Source organism: Microbacterium sp. CFBP 13617 (genome assembly GCF_014839445.1).
GTDB lineage: Bacteria > Actinomycetota > Actinomycetes > Actinomycetales > Microbacteriaceae > Microbacterium.
This window is the reverse complement of sequence record NZ_JACYNW010000001.1, coordinates 673,070-696,135: the sequence shown is the minus strand read 5'-3', so window position 1 is coordinate 696,135 and position 23,066 is coordinate 673,070. Positions and strand designations below refer to the sequence as shown.

Sequence of the window (23,066 nt, the reverse complement as noted above, 5' to 3'; positions counted from 1 at the left end):
CGTCAGCGTCGAGACCCCTCGGCATCGGCCCGCAGCAGACGCCGCACGAACCGGCGATGGGCGAAGCGCACCGCCTCGATCGCGGCGATCGCGACCACGACGATCATCGTGATCAGCACCGCTCCGTCTTCGCCCGGGTCGCGCAGCTGGAAGAAGTCGCCCAGCGCCGGCACCGTGAAGATCGCCGTGAGGGCGATGAACATGGCCCCGATGACGAGCACCTTCACCCGCGTGACCGGCCGCGAGAGCACCGTCAGCACCCAGATCGCGACGATGGCGAGGATGATCGTCGCCCCGGTGCGCAGCTGCTCGACGCTCAGCCCCATGCCCAGCGCGAACCGCGTGTACACGGTGAGCGCGATGGCGATCACGATCCCGGCCGGGATCGCGAAGCTCAGCGACCTCTTCAAGAAGCCCGGCACGTAGCGCTGTGTGTTCGGGAGCAGGGCGAGGAAGAACGCCGGGATGCCGATCGTGAGGCCATCGGTGATCGACAACTGCCGCGGGAGGAAGGGGAACTCCATCACCAGCGCCCCGAACAGCACGGCGAGACCCGTCGCGTAGACGGTCTTGGTGAGGAAGAGCATCGACACGCGCTCGATGTTGGCGATCACCTGACGACCCTCGGCGACCACCGACGGCAGGTGCGAGAACCGACCGTCGAGCAGCACGAGACGCGCCACCGCCTTGGTGGCCGCCGCGCCCGAGTTCATCGCGATGCCGATGTCGGCCGTCTTGATCGCGAGTGCGTCGTTGACCCCGTCGCCCGTCATGGCCACGACGTGCCCGCGCGCCTGGAGGGCGGTGACCATGCGCCTCTTCTGGTCGGGGGTGACCCGGCCGAACACCGTGTGCTGTTCGAGGATCTCGCCGAGCTCGACGTCGTCGTCGGGGAGGCGCCGGGCGTCGTAGCCCTCGTCGACCTCGAGCCCCACCTCGCGCGCGATCGCGGCCACGGTGCGGGGATTGTCGCCCGAGATCACGCGCACGCCCACGCCCTGGTCGCGGAAGTAGGCCAGCGCCTCGGCGGCGTCGGGGCGCACCGCCTCGACGAAGGTGAGCACGGCGACGGCCACGGGCGCGGCGGGAAAACGTTCGGCTTCGACATCGGCGTCGTCGAGCGGTGCGTCGGTGTGGGCGAGAACGAGCGTGCGGCGCCCCGACGACGCCAAGCGGGTCACGGCCGCGCCCAGCTCGGTGCCGGCGTCGCCCGCGACGTCGCCGAAGACCATCTCGGGCGCACCGAGCACCCAGGTGCCGGACGGGCCCGCGGCGAACGACACCGCGCTCCATTTGCGTGCCGACGAGAACGGGATGCGCCGGGAGGCGTCGAGCGGGGCCTCGACCGGGAACGGCTCGCGCAGGCACTGCGCCGTGGCGTTGGCGTCGGGCGCCGCGCCGTACCACCCCAGGGTCTGCTGCCACCCCGCCCGTTCGGCCAGCGGCAGCGCGGCGTCGAACCGGATCTCGCCCGCGGTGAGCGTGCCCGTCTTGTCGAGGCAGATGACATCGACGCGCGCGAGGCCCTCGACCGCCGGCAGCTCGTTGACGAGCACCTTCTGCCCCGCCAACCGGGCCGCCCCGACGGCGAACGCGATCGAGGTCATCAGCACGAGCCCCAGCGGGATCATCGCGGTGAGCGAGGCGATCGTGTTCACGACGGCCTGCGACCAGGTGCCCTGCTGCCACGCCTGCACCCACCCGCCGGCGACCATCATCTGGGCGTTCAGCACCAGCAGTCCGATGGGACCGACGCCCCAGCCGACCCACCGCAGCACGCGGTCGATCGAGGTGCGCAGTTCGCTCGAGACGAGCTGGAAGCGTTTCGCCTCGGTGGCGAAGGCGTTCGCGTACGACTCGGCGCCCACGCGCACGACGCGGGCCGTGCCCTCGCCCGCCACGACGATCGATCCCGACAGCGCCTCGTCACCGGGCCTCTTGTCGACGGCATCCGATTCGCCGGTCAGCATCGACTCGTCGATCTGCAGCGCCCCCGAGTCGACGACGACGGCGTCGGCCGACACCTGGTCGCCGGCGCGCAGCACCAGCAGATCGTCGCGCACGACCTCGGACGGGGCGATCTCGACGTCGACCCCGTCGCGGCGCACCCGGGCGCGCGGTGCGTTGAGCAGCGCGAGCCGGTCGAGCGCCGCCTTCGCGCGGAACTCCTGCACGCATCCGATCACGGCGTTCGACAACGCGGCCACGCCGAACAGGGCATCCTGCCACCGGCCGAGCAGCAGCAGAACGAGGAAGCACGCGCCGACGATCCCGTTGAAGAGCGTGAAGACGTTCGACCGCACGATGTTCCACGCGCTGCGGCTGCTGTCGGCGGTGAACGCGTTGGTCTGCCCCGAGGCGACCCGTTCGCCCACCTCGGCCGCGCTCAAGCCACGGGCGTCGTCGAACTCGATGCTGTCGGCGATCGCCTGGTCCATGCGATCACTGTAGGGCCCGCCGGCGACATCGACGGGGGCGGATCACGACGCCGCGCGCCGCGCGCGGTCGAACGGCCAGCGCACGTGCGTCGCCGTCTCGCACGCGCGCCACAGCTCGGCGCCGAGTTCGCTCCCGCGGATGCGGCGCGCCGGCGTGGCCGGGCGCGGGGCCCCCCGCGCGACGAGTGCCGGCCCGTACATGGCCCCGCCCTCGGCGTGCGGGTCGACGAGCGCCCGCACCAGCGCCCAGGCGCCGTGCTCCTTGGACTGGGTGATGGGCGCCTGCAGGTTGTCGAGGAAGCGCTCGAGCCGCGTCGGCTCGTTCACGCCCCGGACGCCGCGGGTGCGCCCGCTCGTGGAGTAACCGGGGTGCGCGACGAGGCTCTCGACGGGGACGTCGTGGGCCCGCAGCCGCCGGTCGGCCTCGAGCGCCAGGGCGGTCGTCGCCGCCTTCGACTGCACGTACGCGCGCCACGGGGTGTAGCCCTCGGTGAGCTCGGGGTCGGTGGGAACGTGCCTCCACAGCGAGGTCGACATGCTCCCCACCCAGACCATGCGGCCCCGCGCGGTGGCGAGGGGCTTGAGCAACTCGCCCGCCAGGGCGAAGTGCCCCAGCACGTTGGTGGCGAACACGAGCTCGTGCCCGCCGGCCATCTCGCGGGTCTTGGGCGGATGCACCACGCCGGCGTTCAGCAGCAGACCGTCGAGCCGGCCGCGTGCGCGGGCGGTGGCGGCCGCCGCCCGCACCGACCCCATGTTGCTGGTGTCGAGCAGCAGCGTCTCGATGTCGGCATCCGGATCACCGCGCGTGACGGCGGCCTTCGCCGCGGCGAGGGCGTTGGGGTTGCGTCCGGTCAGCACCACGTGGGCTCCGGCGGCGGCGAGCTGCACGCACGAGAAGAAGCCGAGGCCGCGGGTGGCTCCCGTGACCAGGTAGGAGCGCCCCGTGAGGTCGGGGAGGTTCTCGGGGTCCCATTCGGTGCGCGCCACCCTTCGACCCTAACCAGATCGCGCGCCGCCGTCACGGGTGCATTCCGTGCGAGGAATATCGGCACGCGGGAAAATTTTCCGAACATCGCGTGACGAATCGTCCCGTCGTCTCGTCTCATCCCCGAGCGCACCCGCTCCGTCGCGACGAACACCCGCCGCCGACGCCGTCACGACAGGTAAAGGAGTCAGGCCATGGGTCTCGACGACAAGATCAAGAACGCCGCTCAGGACATCGTCGGCAAGGCGAAGGAAGCCATCGGCAACGCGACCGACAACGACAAGCTGGCCGCAGAGGGCAAGGCCGACCAGGTGAAGGCGGATGCCAAGAAGGCCGGCGAGAACGTCAAGGACACCTTCAAGTAATCCGCCACCGCGGACGGGCGGGCATCGGCTTCGGCCGTGCCCGCCCGCGCTCGTTCCGGCGGCGTGTCGGAGGCCGGGGCTAGGCTGGCCGCATGCGGACCCGAGGCGACATCGAGTGCTGGCTCACCGACATGGACGGCGTTCTCGTCCACGAGAACACCCCCATCGCGGGAGCGTCCGAGTTGCTCGCGCAGTGGCGCTCCGAGGGCACTCCGTTCCTCGTGCTGACCAACAACTCGATCTTCACCCCGCGTGACCTCAGCGCGCGGCTGCGGGCATCCGGCCTGGTCGTGCCCGAGGCGTCGATCTGGACGTCGGCGCTCGCGACGGCCGACTTCCTCAAGTCGCAGATGCCCGGTGGATCCGCCTTCGTCATCGGCGAAGCGGGTCTGACGACGGCCCTGCACGAAGCCGGGTTCATCATGACCGAGACCGCTCCCGACTACGTGGTGGTCGGTGAGACGCGCAACTACTCGTTCGAGGCCATCACCAAGGCCATCCGTTTCATCCGCGGCGGAGCCCGCTTCATCGCGACGAACCCCGACGCCACGGGCCCGTCGACCGAGGGTGTGCTGCCCGCCACGGGCGCCATCGCCGCCCTCATCACGAAGGCGACCGGCAAAGAGCCGTACATCGTGGGCAAGCCCAACCCGATGATGTTCCGCTCGGCGCTCAACCGCATCGGCGCGCACAGCGAGAACACCGGCATGATCGGCGACCGCATGGACACCGACATCGTCGCCGGCATCGAGGCGGGCCTGCACACCGTGCTCGTGCTCACCGGCATCAGCGACCAGCGCGAGATCGAGCGCTATCCCTTCCGCCCCGACGAGATCCTCGGCTCGATCGCCGAACTCGTGCGCCAGGAGCCCCTCGAGACCGACCTCGCCGACGGCGAGGAGGGCCTCGAAGCGGGTCTCTGAGCCGCCCCGACCGAGAGGACGACCGCATGGACGACCGCACGCTCTGGCTGATCGTCGCCTTCTTCATCACCCTGGGAACGCTCGTCGCGTTCGTGGTGCAGTGGAGACGGTCGCGCCGCGGCGGCGGTGGCCGCGATCCGTTCGATGGGCCGGGGCCCGGAGACGACTCGCCCTGAGGGCGGGATCGAGGCGGCGCGCCGGGTGCCCGGCATCCGTGGGTCGGACCGCGTCAGGAGACAGGCGACGCCACCGACTCACGCCTCGGCGGCGTGTTCGCGTCGTGGGCCCCGCTCTCGTGACGGGCGCGGACGGGCGGCGCGGCGATCCGACTACTGCGGCGCGAGCCCCAGGTCGTCGAGGTCGACCGAGGCGAGCCACTGCAGGCCCTCGGCCTCGATCGCGGCCTGTGCGCCGGTCTTGCGATCGACGATCACGGCGACGGCCACGACCTCCGCGCCCTCGCGGCGCAGCGCCTCGACGGCCTTGAGCGCCGACTGACCGGTGGTGGAGGTGTCTTCGACGACGACGACGCGCTTGCCGACGATGTCGGCCCCCTCGATCTGACGACCGCGGCCGTGGTCCTTCGCCTCTTTGCGCACGACGAACGCGTCGAGCGGACGACCGGCGTGCACCGACTCGTGCATGACGGCGTTGGCGATGGGGTCGGCGCCGAGCGTGAGCCCGCCGACGGCGACGACGCCGTCGAGGTCTTTCACGAGGTCGAGCACGAGACGCCCGATGGCGGGGGCGGCACGGTGGTCGAGGGTGAGCTTTCGCATGTCGACGTAGTACGTCGCCTTCTTGCCGCTCGAGAGGGTGAAGTCGCCGTGGAACACCGCCTCGTCGGAGATGAGGCGGATGAGCGCCTGACGGTCGGCTTCGAGCTCGGAAGTGGAGGCGGTGGTCACGGCGTCGAGTCTAGAGGGGCGGGCACACGGCGGGCGGGCACGGGGGCGTCGCGGGGTGACCGTGTGGCACCTGTCGCACGCTCATCGATGTCGACGCACGAAAGTAGGCTGGATGCCATGCGCCTGGCCACCTGGAACGTCAACTCCATCCGTGCCCGCGTCACCCGCACCGTCGAGTTCTGCGTGCGCGAGCACATCGACGTGCTGGCGATGCAGGAGATCAAGTGCAAGACCGAGCAGTTCCCCTACGCCGCGTTCGAAGAGGCGGGGTATCACGTCGCCGCGCACGGCCTGAATCAGTGGAACGGCGTCGCGATCGCCAGCCGCGAGCCCCTCGAGGACGTCGAGATCGGATTCCCCGGCATGCCCGGTTTCGAGAAGGGCAAAGAAGGCCCCGATCTTCCCCAGGAAGCCCGGGCCATCGGTGCGACCGTGGGTGGCGTGCGCGTCTGGAGCCTGTACGTGCCCAACGGGCGCGGGCTCGACGACCCGCACTTCACGTACAAGCTCGACTGGCTCGAGAAGCTCCGGCAGTACACCGCCGACACCCTCGCGGGCGACCCCGACCTGCCCCTCGCGCTGACGGGCGATTTCAACATCGCGCCCACCGATGCCGACAACGGCGACCCGACGATCGTGCAGGGCGCGAGCACGCACGTCTCTCCCGCGGAGCGGGCGGCGTTCTCCGCCTTCGAGACGGCCGGACTCACCGACGTCGTGCGGCCCCTCCTTCCCACCGGTTACACCTATTGGGACTACAAGCAGCTGCGCTTCCCCCGCAACGAGGGGCTCCGCATCGACTTCATCCTCGGCTCGCGGGCCTTCGCCGACGCCGTGCAGGGCGCCGAGATCCACCGCAACGAACGCAAGGGCGAGGTTCCGAGCGATCATGTTCCCGTGGTGGCCGACCTCGACCTCTCGGGCGCCGACGATGACGACGACCTGCCGATGATCTTCGGCTGAGCGCCGGCTCAGCGGGCACCCGACCGCTTGGGCGGCGGCGCAGCATCGAACGCGCGCACCGGAATCTTCTCCGTGCCGCCGCGGGCTCTGATTCCGGGGCACTCCCGCGATTCCGCGCCGCACCACGTCCGCGGCATCCGGAAATTCTCTCGGCCCCCGACGATTCCGCCCGGCGCCGTTCGACGCGATAGTAGGGGAAGGCATTCGCTCCCCTCAGTTCGCTCGCGAGAGCACCCACGAGAAGAGTCCACGATGAAGTTCATGCTGATCATGCGCGGCACCGACGAGGCGTACGCGGCGTACAAAGAGATCCCCTTCGAGCAGGTCATCAACGAGATGGGCGCGTACAACGAGTCCATGATCACCGCGGGCGTGCTCGTCGCCGGCGACGGCCTGGCCGAGGACATGAGCGCCAACTTCGTCGTCGAGTTCGGCGGTGAGGAGCCGGTCGTCACCGACGGCCCGTACGGCGAGACGCACGAGCTGTTCAACGGCTTCTGGATCATCGAGGTGTCGACGCGCGACGAGGCCGTCGAGTGGGCCCGGCGCGCACCGCTCATCGCCGGCAACAAGCTCGAGGTGCGCCGCGTGACCGACGAGACCGACTTCGCGGCGTTCGCCGACAACGAGTACATCCAGAAAGAGGAGGGCTGGCGCGAAGAGCAGTCCTCGCGCTGACCCCGCGGTGAACGCCGACACCGACGTCTCGCGTCGCGTCGTTCGGGGCGCCTTCTGTGCATCGGGGCGTGCGTCGTCCGCCCCCGTGCACAGAACGCGCCCCACACCCTGACCGCCCCGCGTCGAACGACGGCGGGGCCGGGGCGAACCCCGACCCCGCCGTGATGCCCGATCGTCAGGCCGCGGGGACCTCGGCGGGCGCGGTGCGCTCGATGAGCGTCACGAGCGCCTCGATGATCGACCGGAGGAACGCGGCCGTGCCCTCGTCGGTCACGGTGCCGTCTTCCTCGAAGAGGCCGGGGGTCGACTGGATGTAGCCCTCGGGCTGCCCCAGGACGAGGGCGTTGTAGTGCAGGAGCACGGAGCGCAGGTGCTGCTGGCCCGCGGCGGTCGCGACGCCGCCCTGCGAGGTGCCGATGACGGCGGTCGGCTTGTCGTTGAACGACGCCTCGCCGTAGGGGCGGGCCGACCAGTCGAGGGCGTTCTTGAGCACGCCGGGGATGGAGCGGCTGTACTCGGGGGTGACGATGAACATGCCGTCTGCGTCTTCGATGGCCTTCTTGAACTCCGTCGCCACTTCGGGGAAGTTGCCGTCGTAGTCGGGCGAGTAGAAGGGGAGGTCCTTGATCGGGATCTCCTTCAGGGTCACGCCCTCGGGGGCGACCTTCTCGAGCGCCTTCGCGAGACGGCGGTTGATCGAGGTGCTGGAGATGCTTCCGACGATGTAGCCGATCGTGTACTCGGTCACGGTGATCCTCTCTGGGATGACGGGGGCGCCGAACGCCCAGGTTCATTCACGTGCAAGCATCGTGAACGCCCCGGTATTCCCCGGGTCGCGTGCTCCGTCGCGCGGGGGATGCGTGTGCCGCGGCTCACCCCTACCGTGGAGGGATGCCCCGGCTCACCCGCTCCCAGCAGCGCAACGACATCGTGCTCGCGGTCGTGCTGCTTCTCGGTGGGCTGCTCAGCGCGGTGCTGTCGTCGGTCTCGGGCATCTACGGCGACCAGCAGGGCTCGCTCGCGATCGCCCTCGGGTACGTCGCCGTGCTCGCGATCCCGCTCGCGTTCCGCCGGCGCTGGCCATCGGTGGCGGCGGTCGTCGTCTCGGTCGCGTACTTCTTCGCCGTGACGTTCCGCATTCCCGAGCTGTACGCCGGCAACATCGCGATGTTCATCGCGCTGTACACCGTGGGCGCCTGGGAGCCCCACCGTCGCCGCGCCACGATCGTGCGGGTCGCGATCATCGTCGGCATGTTCGCGTGGCTGTTCGTGATCATGTTCCAAGACGCCACGCAGCCCGTCGATCCGGCCGTCGAGGGCGCGTTCTCGCGCGCCGGAGCCTTCTCGCCCTTCGTGGCCTACCAGCTGCTGATGATCGGCGTGAACGCCCTCTACTTCGGCGGCGCCTACTACTTCGGCAACCGCACGTTCCAGCAGATGCGGCAGCGGGCCGCACTCGAGGAGCGTACGGCCGAACTCGAGGCCGAGCGCGAGGTGACGGCGGCGCAGGCCGTCGCCCTCGACCGCGTGCGCATCGCGCGCGAACTGCACGACGTCGTCGCGCACCACGTGTCGCTCATGGGGGTGCAGGCGGGCGTCGCCCGGTCACTGCTCGCGCGAGACCCCGACAAGACGCGCGAGGTGCTGGCGGGCATCGAGGTGTCGGCGCGCACGTCGCTGCACGAGCTGCGTCAGCTGCTCGAGACCCTCCGCACCCCCGGCAGCGAGGCGGCCCCCGACACCGCGCCGACCACGCACGGATTGACGTCGATCTCGGCGCTGGTCGACGAGGCCTCCGCCGCCGGACTGCCCACCACCCTCACGATCATCGGAGAGCCCACGAGCGATCCGGCGCCTCTCGTGCAGGTGAACCTGTACCGCATCGCGCAGGAGGCCCTCACGAACGCGCGTCGGCACGCCGGCCCCCGTGCCACCGCCGACGTGCGCCTGCGATTCGATCCGGATGCCATCGAACTCGAGGTCGCGAACACGGGGCGCGCCGGGTCGGCGGCGTCGGGGCTCGGCCAGCTCGGCATGCGCGAGCGCGCGGCCGTCTCGGGCGGAACGATCGACATCGGCCCGCGCTCGCGCGGCGGGTATCTCGTGCGGGTGCGCGTCCCGGTCGTGGACGCCGAGGTGGCGCATGTCTGAGCTGAGGGTGCTGCTGGTCGACGACCACGCGATGATGCGCGCGGGCTTCCGCACCATCCTGTCGCTCGAAGACGACATCACCGTCGTCGGCGAGGCGGCGTCGGGGGTCGAGGCCCTCGCCGCGGCGCGCGCGCTGCGTCCCGACGTGATCTGCATGGACGTGCAGATGCCCGACATGGACGGCCTCGACGCCACACGCCGACTCACCGCCGACCCCGGCTCCGACGCCGCGATCCTCATCGTGACGACCTTCGACCGCGACGACTACCTCTTCGCCGCCCTCGCCGCCGGCGCCAGCGGGTTCCTGCTGAAGAACGCCGGTCCCGAGGAGCTCGTCGCGGCCATGCGGATCGTGGGTGCCGGCGACGCCCTGCTCGCCCCCGAGGTCACCCGTCGGGTCATCGAACGCTTCGCCACCGGTGCGCCCGAGCCGGCGGCATCCCCTCTTCCGGTTCCCCCGCCCGCTCTCGCCGAGTCCCTCACGGAGCGGGAGTCGGAGGTGCTGCGGCTGGTCGCCGAGGCCCTGAGCAACGCCGAGATCGCCGCCCGCCTGTTCATCGGCGAAGCGACGGTGAAGACGCACGTGTCGAACGTGCTGCAGAAGCTCGGCGCGCGCGACCGCGTGCAGGCCGTGGTGCTGGCGCATCGGCACGGCCTGGCCTGAGCCGCCCCCACCGGTCCCCCGCGAGGGGGAGCCGCCCGACCCTCCCCAGGGCGGAGGCGCCGGACCCCCGCCCTCCGTAGCGTGGGACGCACCGAGAAGAAGGGACGCACCGTGCTCGAGCTGGACGGCATCACCAAGAGGTACGGCGACCGCCGTGTGCTCGACGACGTGAGCTTCGGAGTCTCCCCCGGGCGACTCACGGGTTTCGTCGGCGGCAACGGCGCCGGCAAGACGACCACCATGCGCATCGCCCTGGGCGTGCTGGCCAAGGACGGCGGCACGGTGGCGCTGAACGGCGCGCCCCTGACCACCGCCGACCGGCGCCGCTTCGGGTACATGCCCGAGGAGCGCGGGCTCTACCCGAAGATGAAGGTCGCCGAGCACATCGCCTACCTCGCTCGCCTGCACGGCTTCGGCAAGGCCGAGGCGAACGAGAAGGCCACCGCCCTGCTCGAGCGCCTCGGACTCGGCGAGCGCCTCGGCGATCTCGTCGAGACCCTGTCGCTCGGCAACCAGCAGCGCGCGCAGATCGCCGCCTCGCTCGTGCACGAGCCCGACGTGCTCATCCTCGACGAGCCGTTCTCGGGCCTCGACCCGCTGGCTGTCGACGTGGTCGCCGGCGTGCTGCAGGAGAAGGCGGCGGCGGGCGCCGCGGTGCTCTTCTCGTCGCACCAGCTCGATGTCGTCGAGCGCCTCTGCGACGACCTCGTCATCATCGCCGGCGGCACGATCCGCGCGGCGGGCACGCGCGACGAACTGCGCGCCCAGCACGCCACCCACCGGTACGAGCTGGTGTCGCGCGGCGACGCCGGCTGGCTGCGCGACGAGCCCGGCATCACGGTGCTCGATTTCGACGGCGGCTACGCCCTGTTCGACGCCGACGACGCCACCGCCGCTCAACGCGTGCTGCGGGGGGCGGTGTCGCGGGGCGACGTCGTCAGTTTCGCGCCCCAGCGTCCCACCCTCGCCGAGATCTTCAAGGAGGTCATCCAGTGAGCACTCCGTCGCCCACTCCCCGTCACGCTCCCAGCGAGCTGCAGAGCGTCTGGCTCGTCGCCGAGCGCGAGATCGGGTCGAAGCTGCGCAGCAAGTCCTTCGTCATCTCGACCGCCATCCTCGTCGTCGCGGCCCTCGCCTCGGTGATCTGGGGCGGGTTCGCCGCCAGCAACGCCAGCGGCAGCGGCATCCCCGTCGCCGTCACCTCCCAGACGCAGAGCGCCGTGTCGAGCCTCGACGGGCTCGAGGTCACCGTCGCCGCCGACGACGGTGCCGCGACCGCCCTCGTCGAGGACGGGACGGTGGATGCCGCCCTGGTCTCGGGCTCGTCGGATGCCGCGTTCGACTACACCGTCGTGGTGAAGGACAGCGTGCCCTCGACCTTGCTGCAGATGCTGAGCGAGACCCCGCCCGTGCAGGAGCTCGAACCGGGTGCGGGAGCGGCGAGCGCGTTGCGCTACCTCATCGCCCTCGGCTTCGGCCTGGTGTTCCTCATCGCCGCCTCGACCTTCGGCGGCACGATCGCGCAGAGCGTGGTGGAAGAGAAGCAGACGCGCGTGGTCGAGATCCTCATCTCGGCGATCCCCGTGCGCACCCTGCTCGCCGGCAAGGTGCTGGGCAACACGGTGCTCGCGATGGCGCAGATCGTGCTGCTGGCGGCCGTGGCCGTCATCGGTCTCGCCGTCACGGATCAGGCCGGGGTGCTGAGCGCCCTCGGGGCACCGATCGCCTGGTTCGCGATCTTCTTCCTCTTCGGGTTCGTGCTGCTGGCGGCGCTGTTCGCCGCGGCCGCCGCGATGGTCTCGCGCCAGGAGGACATCGGCGCCACGACCACCCCCATCACCATGCTGATCATGGCGCCGTACTTCCTCGTGATCTTCTTCAACGACAACCCCGTCGTGCTGACGGTCATGTCGTACGTGCCGTTCTCGGCACCGGTGGGGATGCCGCTGCGCATGTACCTCGGCGACGCGCAGTGGTGGGAGCCCGTGCTCTCGCTGCTCATCCTGCTCGTCTCGTGCATCGCGGCCATCGGCGTCGGCTCGCGCATCTACCGCAACTCACTGCTGCGCATGGGCGCACGCGTCAAGCTGGCGGAGGCGCTGAAGGGCTGATCGAGCGGCTCACGTCGGAGGGGGATGGATGCCAGGGGTTCGGCATCCATCCCCCTCTTCGCGCCGTGACGCCGGTCTCGGCGCCGTCACTCCTCGAGCACGGCGAGCACGTTGCCCGCCGGGTCGCGGAACCAGGCGATGAGCGGGCCGCCCTCGCGCATGATGCCACGCTCATCGGTGGGGATATCGGAGTCGGGGGAGATCTTGGTGTCGACGCCGCGGGAACGCAGGTCGTCGACGGCGGCCTCGACGTCGGCGACGGGGAAGTTCAGCACCGTGAACGTGGCGGGCTCGTGATGCGGTTTGCCGTAGACGAGCACGCTCCCGCCCGATCCGAGCTGGAGCGAGAGGAAGCCCGTGTCCTCGAACACCTCCACCGTCAGGCCGAGGGTGTCGGCGTAGAACCGGTGGGCCGCGTCGAGGTCGTCGACGGCGAAACCCGAGAAGGCACCGGCGGGATCGAACATGATCGTGCTCCTTCGTTCAGCGCGCCACGAAGGCCGTGACGCTGTCGGACAGGCGGATCGGGATGCCGTCGATCACCGACCGCACCGGCTCCCCGATCGCGACGGTGAGTTTCTCGTCGACGCCGAAGACCGCGGCCCCCGTCTGCGCGCCGCTCGCGCACCCCGCCGACCACGGACTGTTGTCGGTCGAGGTGAAGGTCGCGATGCAGCGCCCGTCGCCGTCGTCGGGTTGCGCGAGGTAGATGCGGAAGTCGCTCACCGTCGCGATGTAGCGCGTGCTGGCGGGGTCGATGCCGCTGTCGCGCAGGATGTCGGCCGAGATCACGTCTTCGACCGTCTGCGGGAACGTCAGCTCGGGCAGGCTCGCCGCCGCGGGGTCCGGGGTCGCGGCGGTCGAGGGCACGGCCGACAGCCCCGCGCCGATCGCGGCGCCGACGCCGAGCAGGGCGAGGGCGCCGACCGCGGCGAGCGCCCACCGCAGGGCGGGGCGCGGTGAGCGGGCATCGGCGTCCGCGGGCTCGGCGCCCTCGGGCGCGGCATCCGGGGTCGGGTCGTCCGACGCGTCGGGGTCGCGCCGGGGCGCACGCTCGGGCTCGCCGCTCCCGGTGCGGCGCACCCGCTCTTCGAGCTCGCCGAGGCGCTCGATCATCGCCGGCGTCGCGGCGGCGCCGTCGGCACCGTAGACCCGCTCGCGCAGGTGCCGCAGCTCGACGTCGTCGTCCATGCGTTGACTCTAGAGCCGCGCCGGGGCGGCGGGGGCGGGAAGCCGGGTCGAGACCATCGGGGCCTCCGCGACGTCAGGCGCGCGCCGTGCAGGTCGAGCGACCCGACGCCGCGACGAGATCAGGCGCCGGGGCGCGGCGCCGTCGCATCCAGCGCGTCGGCCGCCCCCACCAGCGCGAGGTGCGACAGCGCCTGCGGGGTGTTGCCGACCTGGTGACCGGTGGTGGGGTCGTACTCCTCCGACAGCAGGCCGAGGTCGTTCGCGACGGCGGTGAGCCGGTGCATCAGCGTCACGGCCTCGTCGCGGCGACCGCTGTGCGCGTACTGCCCGACCAGCCAGAAGGAACAGGCGAGGAACGGATGCTCGTCCCCGGTGAGGCCGTCGACACCCGTCGTGCGGTAGCGCAGCAGCCACCCATCGGGCATGAGCGTCTCTTCCATGCGGGCGACGGTGGCGAGCATGCGGGGGTCGTCGTACGCGCAGAACCCCACCTGGGGCAGCACCAGCAGCGAGGCATCGACCTCGTCGGTACCGAAGTGCTGCGTGAACCATCCGCCCTCGTGCACCCCGTGCGCGTCGATGTCGGCGCGGACCCGATCGCGCAGGGTGCGCCAGGTGTCGACGTCGCCGTCGCGCCCGCCCTCTTCGACGGCGCGGATGCCGCGATCGAACGCCGCCCACACCATCGCCCGCGAGTGGGTGAAGAAGTGCGGCTCGCCGCGCATCTCCCAGATGCCCAGGTCGGGCCGGTCGACCTCGCTCGCGAGCTGGTCGAGCAACGCCCGCTGCAGCGACCACGAGAACGTCGTCTCTTCGACCCCGGCGTTCCGCGCCGCCTCGAGCGCCACCATGACCTCGCCGATCACGTCGGCCTGGTACTGGTCGACGGCGCCGTTGCCGATGCGCACGGGGGCGGCTCCCCCGTACCCGGGGAGGCTGGTGATCTCGCGCTCCGGCAGGTCGCGCTCACCCGCGATGCCGTACATGATCTGCACGTCGGCGGGGTCCCCGGCGATCGCCCTCAGCAACCAGGTGCGCCAGCGCTGTGCGGCGTCGAGGTAGCCGTGGTCGATGTACGCGCTCAGTGTGAGGGCCGCGTCGCGCAGCCAGACGTAGCGGTAGTCCCAGTTGCGCGAGCCTCCGAACGCCTCGGGCAGCGAAGTCGTGGCCGCGGCGACGATGCCGCCCGTCTCGGAGTGCGTGAGCGCGCGCAGCACCATGAGGGAACGGGTGACGAGGGCGGCGTGCGTGCCGGCGGACTGCACGCGGTCGGCCCACGACGACCACCACTCGCGCGTGCGCTCCAGCGCCGCCGACACGTCGAACGACACCGGCGGGTCCTGCCACGACGGCCCCCACGACAGGACCGAGTCGACGCGGTGGCCCGGGCTCGTCGTCCACCGGCCGCGGTGGGCGGTGCCGACGGCGATGAGACGGGGGCCCCGCAGGGTCACGGCGTCGGGGCCGGCGACGGCGAGGATCGCGTGCTCGTCGGCGTGGCCGATCTGCCGCACCCAGGGCACGGCACGGGCGTAGTCGAAGCGCAGACGCACCTCGCTGACGAAGTCGACCTGGCCCGAGACCCCGACCACGCGGCGGATGACCGCCTCGACCCCCTCGTCGACGGGCATGGCGTCGTACACCTCGGCGACGCCGGTCTCGGTCTCCCAGCGGGTGACGAGCACGAACGTGTCGCCGTCGTACCGACGCGTCGCACGCGCCTCGGGGTCGGCCGGGCGCAACGACCACGCGCCGTGCGACTCGTCACCCAGCAGGGCGCTGAACATCGAGCCGCTGTCGTACCGCGGCAGGCAGAGCCAGTCGATGCTCCCCCGCGAGGAGACGAGGGCGGCAGACCGGCAGTTGCTGAGGACGGCGTAGTCCTCGATCGGAGTCGTCACCCTCGGATCATGGCAGCAAACACCCGCATCGCACCTATGGGCTCCATGAGTGGCATCCCTCGGTCATCCGCAAGGGCGGGGCGAGGTCGGAAGGTGTCGCTACGCTGAGCGGCATGGCGGCGGACACCACCCTGATCATCCTGGGCGCTTCAGGCGACCTCACTTCTCGACTGCTCCTCCCGGCCCTGGGCCAACTGCTCGTGCGCGAGCCCGGGCGGTCGGTGCGCCTGCACGGCGCGGGAATGGACGACTGGACCGACGAGCACTGGCGCGAGGTGGTGCACCGGGCGTTCCAGACGATGGACGCCGAGGCCGCCTTCGACTCGGTCTCGGCCACGACCTACTCTCAGGCCGACATCACGAAGGCCGCCGACCTGCAGCAGCTGCTCGACGACGCCGAGGGGCGTCCGGCGCTGTACTTCGCCGTTCCGCCGGCCGTGGCCGAGAAGTCGTGCCTCGCACTGAGCGACGTGACCATTCCCGAGGGAACGATCCTCGCGCTCGAGAAGCCGTTCGGCACCGACGAGGCCAGCGCGCACAAGCTCAACCAGCAGCTGGCGACGCTCGTGCCCGAGGACCAGGTCTTCCGCATCGACCACTTCCTGGGGCGCTCCACGGTGCTCAACCTGCTCGGCGCGCGCTTCGCCAACCGCATCATCGAGAGCGTGTGGTCGGCCGACGACATCGCGTCGATCACCGTCGACTTCCCCGAGAAGCTCGGCCTCGAGGGCCGCGCGGGGTATTACGACTCCGCCGGCGCGCTCGTCGACATGATCCAGAGCCACCTGCTGCAGGTCATGGCCTTCGTCACGATGGAGCCGCCCTCCACCCTCGACCAGCTCGACCTGCGCGATGCCACCTCGGCGGTGCTGCGGGCGACCCACGTGCTCGACGACGACCCGGTGAAGAACTCCCGGCGCGCGCGGTACACGGCGGGCGACGTCGGCGACCGCCACTTCCCCTCGTACGTCGACGAGCCGGGCGTCGATGCGTCGCGCGGCACCGAGACATTGGCCGAGATGACCGTCGAGGTGCGCACCTCCCGCTGGCAGGGGGTGCCGATCACACTGCGGTCGGGCAAGGCGCTGGATGCCGGAGACCCGGCCGCGACCGTCACCTTCAAGCCCGTGCGGCACCTTCCCGGCGGCTTCGTCGGCGAGAGCGACCCGTCGGTGCTCGTCTTCTCACTCGGCCCCGACACGATGAGCCTCGGGCTCAACGTCAACGGCGCCGACGACCCCCTCGAACTCGAGCGGGTGACGCTGGCCGCCGACCTCGGCGTCGGCGGACTGAAGGCGTACGGCGAAGTGCTCTCGGGCATCCTCGACGGCGACGCCATGCTCGCGGTGCGCGCCGACGCGGCCGAGCAGTGCTGGCGCATCGTGCAGCCCGTCATCGACGCGTGGCGCCAGAACCGGGTGCCGCTCGACGAGTATCCGGCGGGTTCCACGGGCCCCGAGTCCTGGAAGCTGTGACACGGAGGGGCTGAGGTCCGGTCGGGGCGCCTCGCCGCGGCGGCCGCCGCGTGCACAACGGCGGGGGCCGGGCAGACACGCCGGGGTATCGGCATCCCGAACCGGCGTGTTGCGGCCTGGCCCCGCCGTTGTGCACGGGTTGCCGAGGGGTCGACGTTATGCACGGCCGCCTGCGCCGCCGCGTGCACAACGGCGGGGCCGGGGCAGACACGCCGAGGTACCGGCATCCCGAACCGGCGTGTTGCGGCCTGGCCCCGCCGTTGTGCACGGCCAACGGGACCGAGGCTGGACGACCCATACCGTCACGAGGGAACACGAAAGAGGCCGGGTGTGTTCAATGGTGGAGGTCAATGGCGACCGGATCCGTCCCCGTTCTCAGGAGTAGCCATGTCCCTCACCCTCGACCGCACCGCACCCACCGACGCTCCGATCCTCGGCGTGCTCGCCGAGCGCTGGAGCACCCGCGTCTTCGACCCCGAGACGCCGATCGACGAGACCGCGCTGCGCTCCGCCCTCGAGGCCGCCCGCTGGGCACCCTCGGGCATGAACCACCAGCCCTGGCGCCTGATCCTCGCCCGTCGCGGTTCGGCGGCGCACGAGAAGATCGTGTCGGCCCTCATGGGCTTCAACCAGGCCTGGGCCCCCGCCGCCGGCGCCCTGCTCGTCGTGCTCGCCGAGCACGAGACCGCCGAGGGTGACGCGCGACCGTGGGCGCTCTACGACGCCGGCCAGGCCGCCGCGCACTTCACCGTGCAGGCACACGCCGAGGGTCTCGCGACGCACCAGATGGGCGGCTTCGTGGCCGACGACCTGCGTGCCGCCTTCGACATCGAGGCGCGCTTCACCGCCGTCACCGTGATCGCGGTCGGCGCTCTCGGCGACATCGACGCCGCCGAAGAGGGCCTGCGCCAGCGCGAGCTCGCTCCCCGCGAGCGCCGCTCCGTGGCGGACTCGCTGCTCGTCGACGACTGAGCGGCCCACCCGCGGCGAACGCCCGCCGCACCGGAGACCCCGCCGAGGGCCCTTCCGGTGCGGCGGGCGTTCCTCATGGCGTCGGCGCACGGCCGACGCGCTCTGCCGACGCCCTCTTGCGCATAAACGCTCATCCTGCGCAGAAACGCTCAGCCGACGCGTTTATGCGCACGATGAGCGTTTATGCGGGAGGGGCCGGGACGCGGAGACCGGCACGCGCGATGCGCGGCCGACCGCACACGAGAGGGGGATGCCGCGCACCGCGCGCCGCATCCCCCTCTCGCGTTCGACTACTCGACGATCTCGGCCTCGATCACGTCGTCGTCGCCCGGCTCGGGCTGGGCGGGGCCCGCGCTCGCCAGCACGAGCGAGTCGCCGTCGCTCGCCACGTCGACCCGCACCACATCGCCGTCGCGCACCGTGCCGGCGAGGATCGCCATTGCGAGGCGGTTCTGGATCTCGGTCTGGATCAGGCGACGCAGCGGCCGGGCGCCGTACACCGGGTCGTACCCGCGTTCGGCGAGCCACGAGCGGGCATCGGGCGTGACCGCGAGGGACAGCCGGCGCTCGCGCAGTCGCTTGTGCAGGGCATCGACGGCGAGTTCGACGATCTGCGCCAGGTCGTCCTGGCTCAGGGCCTGGAAGATGACGATGTCGTCGAGGCGGTTCACGAACTCGGGCTTGAAGGCCTGGCGCACCAGCGCCTGCACCTGCTCGTGCTTGGTCTCGATCGACAGCGTCGGGTCGATGAGGATCGGCGAGCCGAGGTTCGAGGTGAGCACCAGGATGACGTTGGTGAAGTCGACCGTGCGGCCCTGTCCGTCGGTCAACCGACCGTCGTCGAGCACCTGCAGCAACACGTCGAACACCTCGGGGTGCGCCTTCTCGACCTCGTCGAGCAGCACGACACTGTAGGGACGACGGCGCACGGCCTCGGTGAGCTGGCCGCCCTGCTCGTACCCGATGTACCCCGGAGGGGCACCGACGAGGCGCGAGACGGAGTGCTTCTCGCCGTACTCCGACATGTCGATGCGCACCATGGCGTGCTCGTCGTCGAAGAGGAAGTCGGCGAGCGACTTCGCCAGCTCGGTCTTGCCGACACCGGTCGGGCCGAGGAACAGGAACGATCCGACCGGGCGGTTCGGGTCGCTGATCCCGGCGCGCGAGCGGCGGACGGCGTCGGACACCGCCTTCACGGCATCGCGTTGCCCGATCAGGCGCTTGCCGAGCTCGCGCTCGAGGTGCAGCAGCTTCTCGGTCTCGCCCTGCAGCAGGCGCCCGACCGGAATGCCGGTCCAGGCGGCGATGACCGCCGCGATGTCCTCGTCGGCGACCTGATCGTTGACCATCCGGTCGCCGGTGGGCTCCTCGCGCTCGGCGGCCATGAGCTCGCGCTCGAGCGCCGGGATCTCGGCGTACAGCAACCGCGACGCGCGTTCGAGGTTGCCCTCGCGCTGGGCGCGCTCGGCATCCACTCGCGCCGAGTCGAGACGGGTCTTCAGGTCGCCGACGCGGTTGAGCGAGGCGCGCTCGCGCTCCCACCGGGCCTGCAGCTCGTCGAGTTTGGCCTGCTCGCCGGCGAGGGTGTCGCGGAGCGTGGCGAGACGCTCCTTCGAGGCGGCGTCCTTCTCTTTCTTCAGCGCGAGCTCTTCGAGCTTGAGCCGATCGACGTGTCGGCGCAGCTCGTCGATCTCGAGGGGCGCGGAGTCGATCTCCATGCGCAGACGCGAGGCCGCCTCGTCGATCAGGTCGATGGCCTTGTCGGGCAGCTGGCGCGCGGGGATGTAGCGGTTCGACAGCGACGCCGCCGCGACCAGCGCCGCATCGGCGATGGCGACCTTGTGGTGCGCCTCGTAACGCTCCTTCAGGCCGCGGAGGATCGCCACGGTGTCTTCGACCGTGGGCTCGCCGACGTACACCTGCTGGAAGCGGCGTTCGAGAGCGGCATCTTTCTCGATGAACTCGCGGTACTCGTCGAGCGTGGTCGCGCCGATCAGCCGCAGCTCGCCGCGGGCGAGCATGGGCTTGAGCATGTTGGACGCCGCGACCGAGCCCTCGCCGCCGCCCGCGCCCATGAGCACGTGCAGCTCGTCGATGAACGTGATGACCCGCCCATCGGACTCGGTGATCTCTTTCAGGACGCTCTTCAGCCGCTCTTCGAACTGGCCGCGGTACATCGCGCCGGCGACGAGCGCCGAGATGTCGAGCGACACGAGTTCTTTGTTCTTCAGGCTCTCGGCGACGTCGCCCGCGACGATGCGCTGCGCGAGCCCCTCGACGACGGCAGACTTGCCGACGCCGGGTTCGCCGATGAGCACGGGGTTGTTCTTCGTGCGGCGGGTGAGCACCTGGCTGACGCGGCGGATCTCGCCGTCGCGCCCGATCACGGGGTCGAGCTTGCCCTGGCGGGCACGGTCGGTGAGGTTGATGCCGAACTGCTCGAGGGCGCTCCGCGCGTCCTCCTGCCCCGGCTGTGGCGTGGCGTTCATGTGTTCTCCCAAAATCTGTTCGCCGTCTCAAAAACTTGAGTTGCGTGGACTCAAGTTTAGCAGTGCACCGGCGAGAGAACAACGGATGCCGCGGCACAGGCGGTAGCGCGGACGCGGGCGCGGCGTGAGCGCGGGCGCGGGCAGCGCGGGAGCGGTGGCGGTGTGAGAGCGGTGGCGGTGCGAGAGCGGGCGCGGTGCGGCCCTCAGGCCGGGATCGGCTCCGCCGTCGCCGGGGCCGACACGGTCGCGGAGGCGACTCGCTCATCCGCGTTGCACGAGAAACGCGCGCGGTAGGCGGTCGGGGTGAGTCCCATCGCTCGGGCGAAGTTCTGGCGCAGCACCGCCGCCGAACCGAAGCCGCACTCGGCGGCGATGCGGTCCAGCCCCAGATCGGTCTCTTCGAGCAGCCGCTGCGCGTGCAGCAGGCGTTGGCGCGCGAGCCAGGCCGCGGGCGTGGCTCCGAGATCCGCCTTGAAGCGGCGGGCGAAGGTGCGCGGTGACATGTGCGCGCGTGCCGCGAGTCGATCGACCGAGAGCTCGGCATCCAGGTTCTGCAGCATCCACTCGGTCACCGGAGCCAGCGAGAGCGACGAGTCGATCGGGATCGGCGAGGCGATGAACTGCGCCTGGCCTCCGTCGCGCTGCGGCGCGACGACCATGCGTCGCGCAATGCGGTTGGCGAGCTCCGAACCGAGCTCCTGGCGCAGCAGGTGCAGGCACGCGTCGAGTCCCGCGGCGGTTCCGGCGCTCGTGACGATGTTGCCCGACTGCACGTAGAGCACGTCGGGGTCGACCTCGATCTCCGGATACATCCGCGCCATGACATCGGCGTAACGCCAGTGCGTCGTGGCGCGCTTTCCGTCGAGCACCCCGGCGGCGGCGATGACGAACGACCCGCTGCACACGCTCAGCAACCAGGCGCCACGGGCATGGGCGGCGCGCACCACCTCGACCACGCGCGGGTCGACGGTGCCCCACTGATCCCGCGGGATGGGGGCGAGAACCAGGATGTCGACGTCGGACGCCGCCTCGAGACCGAGATCGACGTTCACCGAGAAACCGATGTTCGAGGGCACGACCCCGGGTTCGGGCGCAACGATGCGGAAGTCGAAATTCGGGATGCCGTCGTCGCTGCGGTCGAGGCCGAAAGCTTCGCACGCGAGGCCGAACTCGAACGGGGCGAAGCCGGGCTGGATGACGACGGCGACCGAGCGCATGCGAACCTCCGGTGTGGCAGAAATATGACGGACACCGTCCATCATGCCACTCGTGACACTTTCCCTCCACTCGTAGCGTCTCTGCCATGGCTTATTTCATCGCCCTCGGCATCCTTTCGCTCGCCGGCATCGTCGGCACCGTGTGGCTCGTGCGGACCGACGGGTACGGGCGCATCCCCACCGACCCCTCGCGCGTCGCCCCCTCATCGCACCGCTCGATCCGCTCGCGGGAGAAGACGATCCAGGCCGCTCCCGCGGTCGAAGCCGCACGCCCGAGCATGCACGTCACCCTGCCGTCGGCCTCGACGGCCACCGCTCCGCTGCGCATCGTGGGAACGGAGTGACCCGACGACGCGGCACACGCGGCCCCGGCACGGCCGAGGCTCGGCGGGCGTGGGATCCGCCGGGTCAGCGCCCCGCGGCGACCGCCCGCTCGTACACGGCGACCATCGCCGCCGTGCGCGACGACTGGCGGAACCGCTCCGCGACGCTCGCGTCGGGCGTGACCGGCGACCCGTCGGCGATGTCGGCGGCCGCGCGGCGGAGGGTCTGCGAGAGCGCCGCGACCGTGGCATCCGGAACCGTCCAGATCCCGGCGCCGAGCTCGGCGCCGATGTCGGGGTCACTGACGACGGCGGGGGTGCCGAGTGAGGCGGCCTCGAACACCGTCATGCCCTGCGTCTCGAAGCCGATCGACGTCTGCACCACGGCGTCGGCGTCGGCGAGCCGGCGGAGGGTCTCGGCGTACGACAGGCGTCCCGCGAACGTGACGGATGCCACCGGCGCCCGGCGCTCGATCAGCCGCTGCGCGGCACGGAGCTGACCGCCGCCGCCGATGATCTCGACCTCGGCGTCGATCCCCGACTCGGCGACCGCCTCGAGGAAGGGGAGCAGGCGCTTCTCGGGGCTCATGCGGCCGAGCCAGACGAAGCGCGGACGGCCCGGGCGACGCTCGGTGGGTCCGGCCGCGAGGGCGGCGTCGAGCGCGTCGTCGTCGATGCCGTTCCAGATCACGTCGACCGCGTCGGCGACACCGTGCCGTTCCAGACGACGCGCGAAGTGACCCGAGGGGGCGGTCACGGCGCGGGACACCGCGGCCAGACGGCGAAGGTACGCCCAGCCGTCGATGTCGCTGCCGGCCGGCGCGATATCGCGCCCCGCCACCGGCGCGGTGACCTGTCGCGGCAGCGCGCGTCGCGCCCACGCGTTCAGCGCGCGCAGTACCAGGCCCGGGAACGGGGCGGTCGCCTCGATGCCCACGTCGACGCGGTTGTGCATCGTGTGCACGACGGGCAGGCCGTGCCGCGCCGCGAAACGGTGCCCGATGTACGCGCCCCAGAAGTCGGCCTGCACGTGCACGACGTCGACCGGCAGGCGCGCGCCCATCTCGGAGTCCACGCACCGGTCGGTCCGGGCACCGGGCCAGGTGAGCGCGTACTCGCGATCGAGCGTGAGGGGGATCGAGGGCAGGTCGAGGTAGGCGGTGTCGTCGGGCGCAGGGCGGTGCAGGCGCGGAGCGACGACGGTGACGACGTGGCCCGCGCGCTCGAGGAATCGTTTCTGCAACCGCATCGACACCTGCGCGCCGCCCAGCGACTCGAGGTGCTGGTCGGCGAACATCACGACGTGCAC

22 protein-coding genes are annotated in these 23,066 nt (G+C 71.1%); 12 read left to right on the top strand and 10 right to left on the bottom strand.

What is annotated here, in order from left to right; genetic code table 11:
- Nucleotides 1–2 precede the first annotated feature (2 nt).
- Together IFU40_RS03100 and IFU40_RS03095 are read right to left on the bottom strand one after the other, a co-directional pair.
- Nucleotides 3–2,438: an HAD-IC family P-type ATPase gene (locus tag IFU40_RS03100; protein ID WP_191925333.1), complete on the bottom strand. Its 2,436-nt coding sequence runs from the start codon at nt 2,436–2,438 to the stop codon at nt 3–5.
- A 42-nt stretch (nt 2,439–2,480) separates the two neighbouring features.
- Entirely contained in the window at nt 2,481–3,428 is a 948-nt protein-coding gene (locus IFU40_RS03095) for an SDR family NAD(P)-dependent oxidoreductase (RefSeq protein ID WP_191925332.1), read from the bottom strand.
- Between the two features lie 192 nt (nt 3,429–3,620).
- On the opposite strand from IFU40_RS03095, the gene IFU40_RS03090 reads away from it, so the two are divergent.
- The 3 genes from IFU40_RS03090 to IFU40_RS03080 all read left to right on the top strand — a co-directional run bounded on the left by IFU40_RS03090 (nt 3,621) and on the right by IFU40_RS03080 (nt 4,890).
- Nucleotides 3,621–3,791, top strand: coding sequence for a CsbD family protein (locus IFU40_RS03090; protein ID WP_055832729.1), 171 nt, complete (start codon nt 3,621–3,623; stop codon nt 3,789–3,791).
- Between the two features lie 92 nt (nt 3,792–3,883).
- Nucleotides 3,884–4,714 carry an HAD-IIA family hydrolase gene (locus IFU40_RS03085; RefSeq protein ID WP_055934863.1) on the top strand — a complete coding sequence of 277 codons (831 nt, stop codon included), beginning with the start codon at nt 3,884–3,886 and terminating at the stop codon, nt 4,712–4,714.
- A gap of 26 nt (nt 4,715–4,740) precedes the next feature.
- On the top strand, nt 4,741–4,890 hold the full coding sequence (locus tag IFU40_RS03080; protein WP_156458661.1) for a hypothetical protein: 150 nt from the start codon (nt 4,741–4,743) through the stop codon (nt 4,888–4,890).
- 153 nt (nt 4,891–5,043) lie between these two features.
- On the opposite strand, the gene pyrE is transcribed toward IFU40_RS03080, so the two are convergent.
- On the bottom strand, nt 5,044–5,622 hold the full coding sequence (gene pyrE, locus IFU40_RS03075) for an orotate phosphoribosyltransferase (protein ID WP_191925331.1): 579 nt from the start codon (nt 5,620–5,622) through the stop codon (nt 5,044–5,046).
- 117 nt (nt 5,623–5,739) lie between these two features.
- Here pyrE and IFU40_RS03070 point away from each other — a divergent pair, with 117 nt between their 5' ends.
- Nucleotides 5,740–6,585 (top strand): exodeoxyribonuclease III, encoded by an 846-nt coding sequence (locus tag IFU40_RS03070; RefSeq protein WP_191925330.1) that lies wholly within the window; start codon nt 5,740–5,742, stop codon nt 6,583–6,585.
- A gap of 252 nt (nt 6,586–6,837) precedes the next feature.
- Complete coding sequence (locus IFU40_RS03065) at nt 6,838–7,263, top strand: YciI family protein (protein WP_191925329.1); 426 nt, start codon at nt 6,838–6,840, stop codon at nt 7,261–7,263.
- A 175-nt stretch (nt 7,264–7,438) separates the two neighbouring features.
- Here the strand turns inward: IFU40_RS03065 and IFU40_RS03060 are convergent, their stop codons facing one another.
- Nucleotides 7,439–8,011 carry an NAD(P)H-dependent oxidoreductase gene (locus IFU40_RS03060; protein ID WP_191925328.1) on the bottom strand — a complete coding sequence of 191 codons (573 nt, stop codon included), beginning with the start codon at nt 8,009–8,011 and terminating at the stop codon, nt 7,439–7,441.
- Nucleotides 8,012–8,154: 143 nt separating this feature from the next.
- Here IFU40_RS03060 and IFU40_RS03055 point away from each other — a divergent pair, with 143 nt between their 5' ends.
- From IFU40_RS03055 to IFU40_RS03040, 4 genes are all read left to right on the top strand, one after another.
- A complete protein-coding gene (locus IFU40_RS03055; RefSeq protein WP_191925327.1) occupies nt 8,155–9,414 on the top strand; it encodes a sensor histidine kinase in 1,260 nt (419 codons plus the stop codon).
- Entirely contained in the window at nt 9,407–10,078 is a 672-nt protein-coding gene (locus IFU40_RS03050; protein ID WP_191925326.1) for a response regulator, read from the top strand. The genes IFU40_RS03055 and IFU40_RS03050 overlap by 8 nt, the downstream gene beginning before the upstream one ends.
- A gap of 111 nt (nt 10,079–10,189) precedes the next feature.
- Nucleotides 10,190–11,074 carry an ATP-binding cassette domain-containing protein gene (locus IFU40_RS03045; RefSeq protein WP_191925553.1) on the top strand — a complete coding sequence of 295 codons (885 nt, stop codon included), beginning with the start codon at nt 10,190–10,192 and terminating at the stop codon, nt 11,072–11,074.
- Nucleotides 11,071–12,189 (top strand): ABC transporter permease, encoded by a 1,119-nt coding sequence (locus tag IFU40_RS03040; RefSeq protein WP_191925325.1) that lies wholly within the window; start codon nt 11,071–11,073, stop codon nt 12,187–12,189. The genes IFU40_RS03045 and IFU40_RS03040 overlap by 4 nt, the downstream gene beginning before the upstream one ends.
- Nucleotides 12,190–12,275: 86 nt before the next feature.
- Here IFU40_RS03040 and IFU40_RS03035 read toward each other — a convergent pair whose 3' ends face one another.
- The 3 genes from IFU40_RS03035 to IFU40_RS03025 form a co-directional block, all read right to left on the bottom strand.
- Nucleotides 12,276–12,656, bottom strand: coding sequence for a VOC family protein (locus tag IFU40_RS03035; RefSeq protein ID WP_191925324.1), 381 nt, complete (start codon nt 12,654–12,656; stop codon nt 12,276–12,278).
- A 16-nt stretch (nt 12,657–12,672) separates the two neighbouring features.
- On the bottom strand, nt 12,673–13,380 hold the full coding sequence (locus IFU40_RS03030) for a hypothetical protein (protein WP_191925323.1): 708 nt from the start codon (nt 13,378–13,380) through the stop codon (nt 12,673–12,675).
- Nucleotides 13,381–13,499: 119 nt separating this feature from the next.
- Nucleotides 13,500–15,281 (bottom strand): glycoside hydrolase family 15 protein, encoded by a 1,782-nt coding sequence (locus IFU40_RS03025; protein ID WP_191925322.1) that lies wholly within the window; start codon nt 15,279–15,281, stop codon nt 13,500–13,502.
- A gap of 113 nt (nt 15,282–15,394) precedes the next feature.
- Here IFU40_RS03025 and IFU40_RS03020 point away from each other — a divergent pair, with 113 nt between their 5' ends.
- Nucleotides 15,395–16,756, top strand: a complete 1,362-nt coding sequence (locus IFU40_RS03020) for a glucose-6-phosphate dehydrogenase (protein ID WP_191925321.1) — start codon at nt 15,395–15,397, stop codon at nt 16,754–16,756.
- Between the two features lie 387 nt (nt 16,757–17,143).
- Nucleotides 17,144–17,728 (top strand): nitroreductase family protein, encoded by a 585-nt coding sequence (locus IFU40_RS03015; RefSeq protein WP_191925320.1) that lies wholly within the window; start codon nt 17,144–17,146, stop codon nt 17,726–17,728.
- Nucleotides 17,729–18,018: 290 nt separating this feature from the next.
- Here the strand turns inward: IFU40_RS03015 and IFU40_RS03010 are convergent, their stop codons facing one another.
- Nucleotides 18,019–20,217: an ATP-dependent Clp protease ATP-binding subunit gene (locus IFU40_RS03010; RefSeq protein ID WP_191925319.1), complete on the bottom strand. Its 2,199-nt coding sequence runs from the start codon at nt 20,215–20,217 to the stop codon at nt 18,019–18,021.
- Nucleotides 20,218–20,420: 203 nt separating this feature from the next.
- Nucleotides 20,421–21,434: a GlxA family transcriptional regulator gene (locus IFU40_RS03005; RefSeq protein ID WP_191925318.1), complete on the bottom strand. Its 1,014-nt coding sequence runs from the start codon at nt 21,432–21,434 to the stop codon at nt 20,421–20,423.
- An 86-nt stretch (nt 21,435–21,520) separates the two neighbouring features.
- On the opposite strand from IFU40_RS03005, the gene IFU40_RS03000 reads away from it, so the two are divergent.
- Nucleotides 21,521–21,778, top strand: a complete 258-nt coding sequence (locus IFU40_RS03000) for a hypothetical protein (protein WP_191925317.1) — start codon at nt 21,521–21,523, stop codon at nt 21,776–21,778.
- Nucleotides 21,779–21,842: 64 nt separating this feature from the next.
- Here the strand turns inward: IFU40_RS03000 and IFU40_RS02995 are convergent, their stop codons facing one another.
- Nucleotides 21,843–23,066 (bottom strand): glycosyltransferase, encoded by a 1,224-nt coding sequence (locus IFU40_RS02995; protein WP_191925316.1) that lies wholly within the window; start codon nt 23,064–23,066, stop codon nt 21,843–21,845.

Excerpts from the sequence above, each read along its gene's own strand:
- IFU40_RS03005 (WP_191925318.1), bottom strand. The coding sequence starts at position 21,434 with ATGCGCTCGGTCGCCGTCGTCATCCAGCCCGGCTTCGCCCCGTTCGAG.
- IFU40_RS03050 (WP_191925326.1), top strand. The coding sequence starts at position 9,407 with ATGTCTGAGCTGAGGGTGCTGCTGGTCGACGACCACGCGATGATGCGC.
- IFU40_RS03085 (WP_055934863.1), top strand. The coding sequence starts at position 3,884 with ATGCGGACCCGAGGCGACATCGAGTGCTGGCTCACCGACATGGACGGC.
- IFU40_RS03020 (WP_191925321.1), top strand. The coding sequence starts at position 15,395 with ATGGCGGCGGACACCACCCTGATCATCCTGGGCGCTTCAGGCGACCTC.
- IFU40_RS03035 (WP_191925324.1), bottom strand. The coding sequence starts at position 12,656 with ATGTTCGATCCCGCCGGTGCCTTCTCGGGTTTCGCCGTCGACGACCTC.
- IFU40_RS03055 (WP_191925327.1), top strand. The coding sequence starts at position 8,155 with ATGCCCCGGCTCACCCGCTCCCAGCAGCGCAACGACATCGTGCTCGCG.
- IFU40_RS03010 (WP_191925319.1), bottom strand. The coding sequence starts at position 20,217 with ATGAACGCCACGCCACAGCCGGGGCAGGAGGACGCGCGGAGCGCCCTC.
- IFU40_RS03100 (WP_191925333.1), bottom strand. The coding sequence starts at position 2,438 with ATGGACCAGGCGATCGCCGACAGCATCGAGTTCGACGACGCCCGTGGC.
- IFU40_RS03070 (WP_191925330.1), top strand. The coding sequence starts at position 5,740 with ATGCGCCTGGCCACCTGGAACGTCAACTCCATCCGTGCCCGCGTCACC.
- IFU40_RS03090 (WP_055832729.1), top strand. The coding sequence starts at position 3,621 with ATGGGTCTCGACGACAAGATCAAGAACGCCGCTCAGGACATCGTCGGC.
- IFU40_RS03000 (WP_191925317.1), top strand. The coding sequence starts at position 21,521 with ATGGCTTATTTCATCGCCCTCGGCATCCTTTCGCTCGCCGGCATCGTC.
- IFU40_RS03015 (WP_191925320.1), top strand. The coding sequence starts at position 17,144 with ATGTCCCTCACCCTCGACCGCACCGCACCCACCGACGCTCCGATCCTC.
- IFU40_RS03030 (WP_191925323.1), bottom strand. The coding sequence starts at position 13,380 with ATGGACGACGACGTCGAGCTGCGGCACCTGCGCGAGCGGGTCTACGGT.
- IFU40_RS03080 (WP_156458661.1), top strand. The coding sequence starts at position 4,741 with ATGGACGACCGCACGCTCTGGCTGATCGTCGCCTTCTTCATCACCCTG.
- IFU40_RS03065 (WP_191925329.1), top strand. The coding sequence starts at position 6,838 with ATGAAGTTCATGCTGATCATGCGCGGCACCGACGAGGCGTACGCGGCG.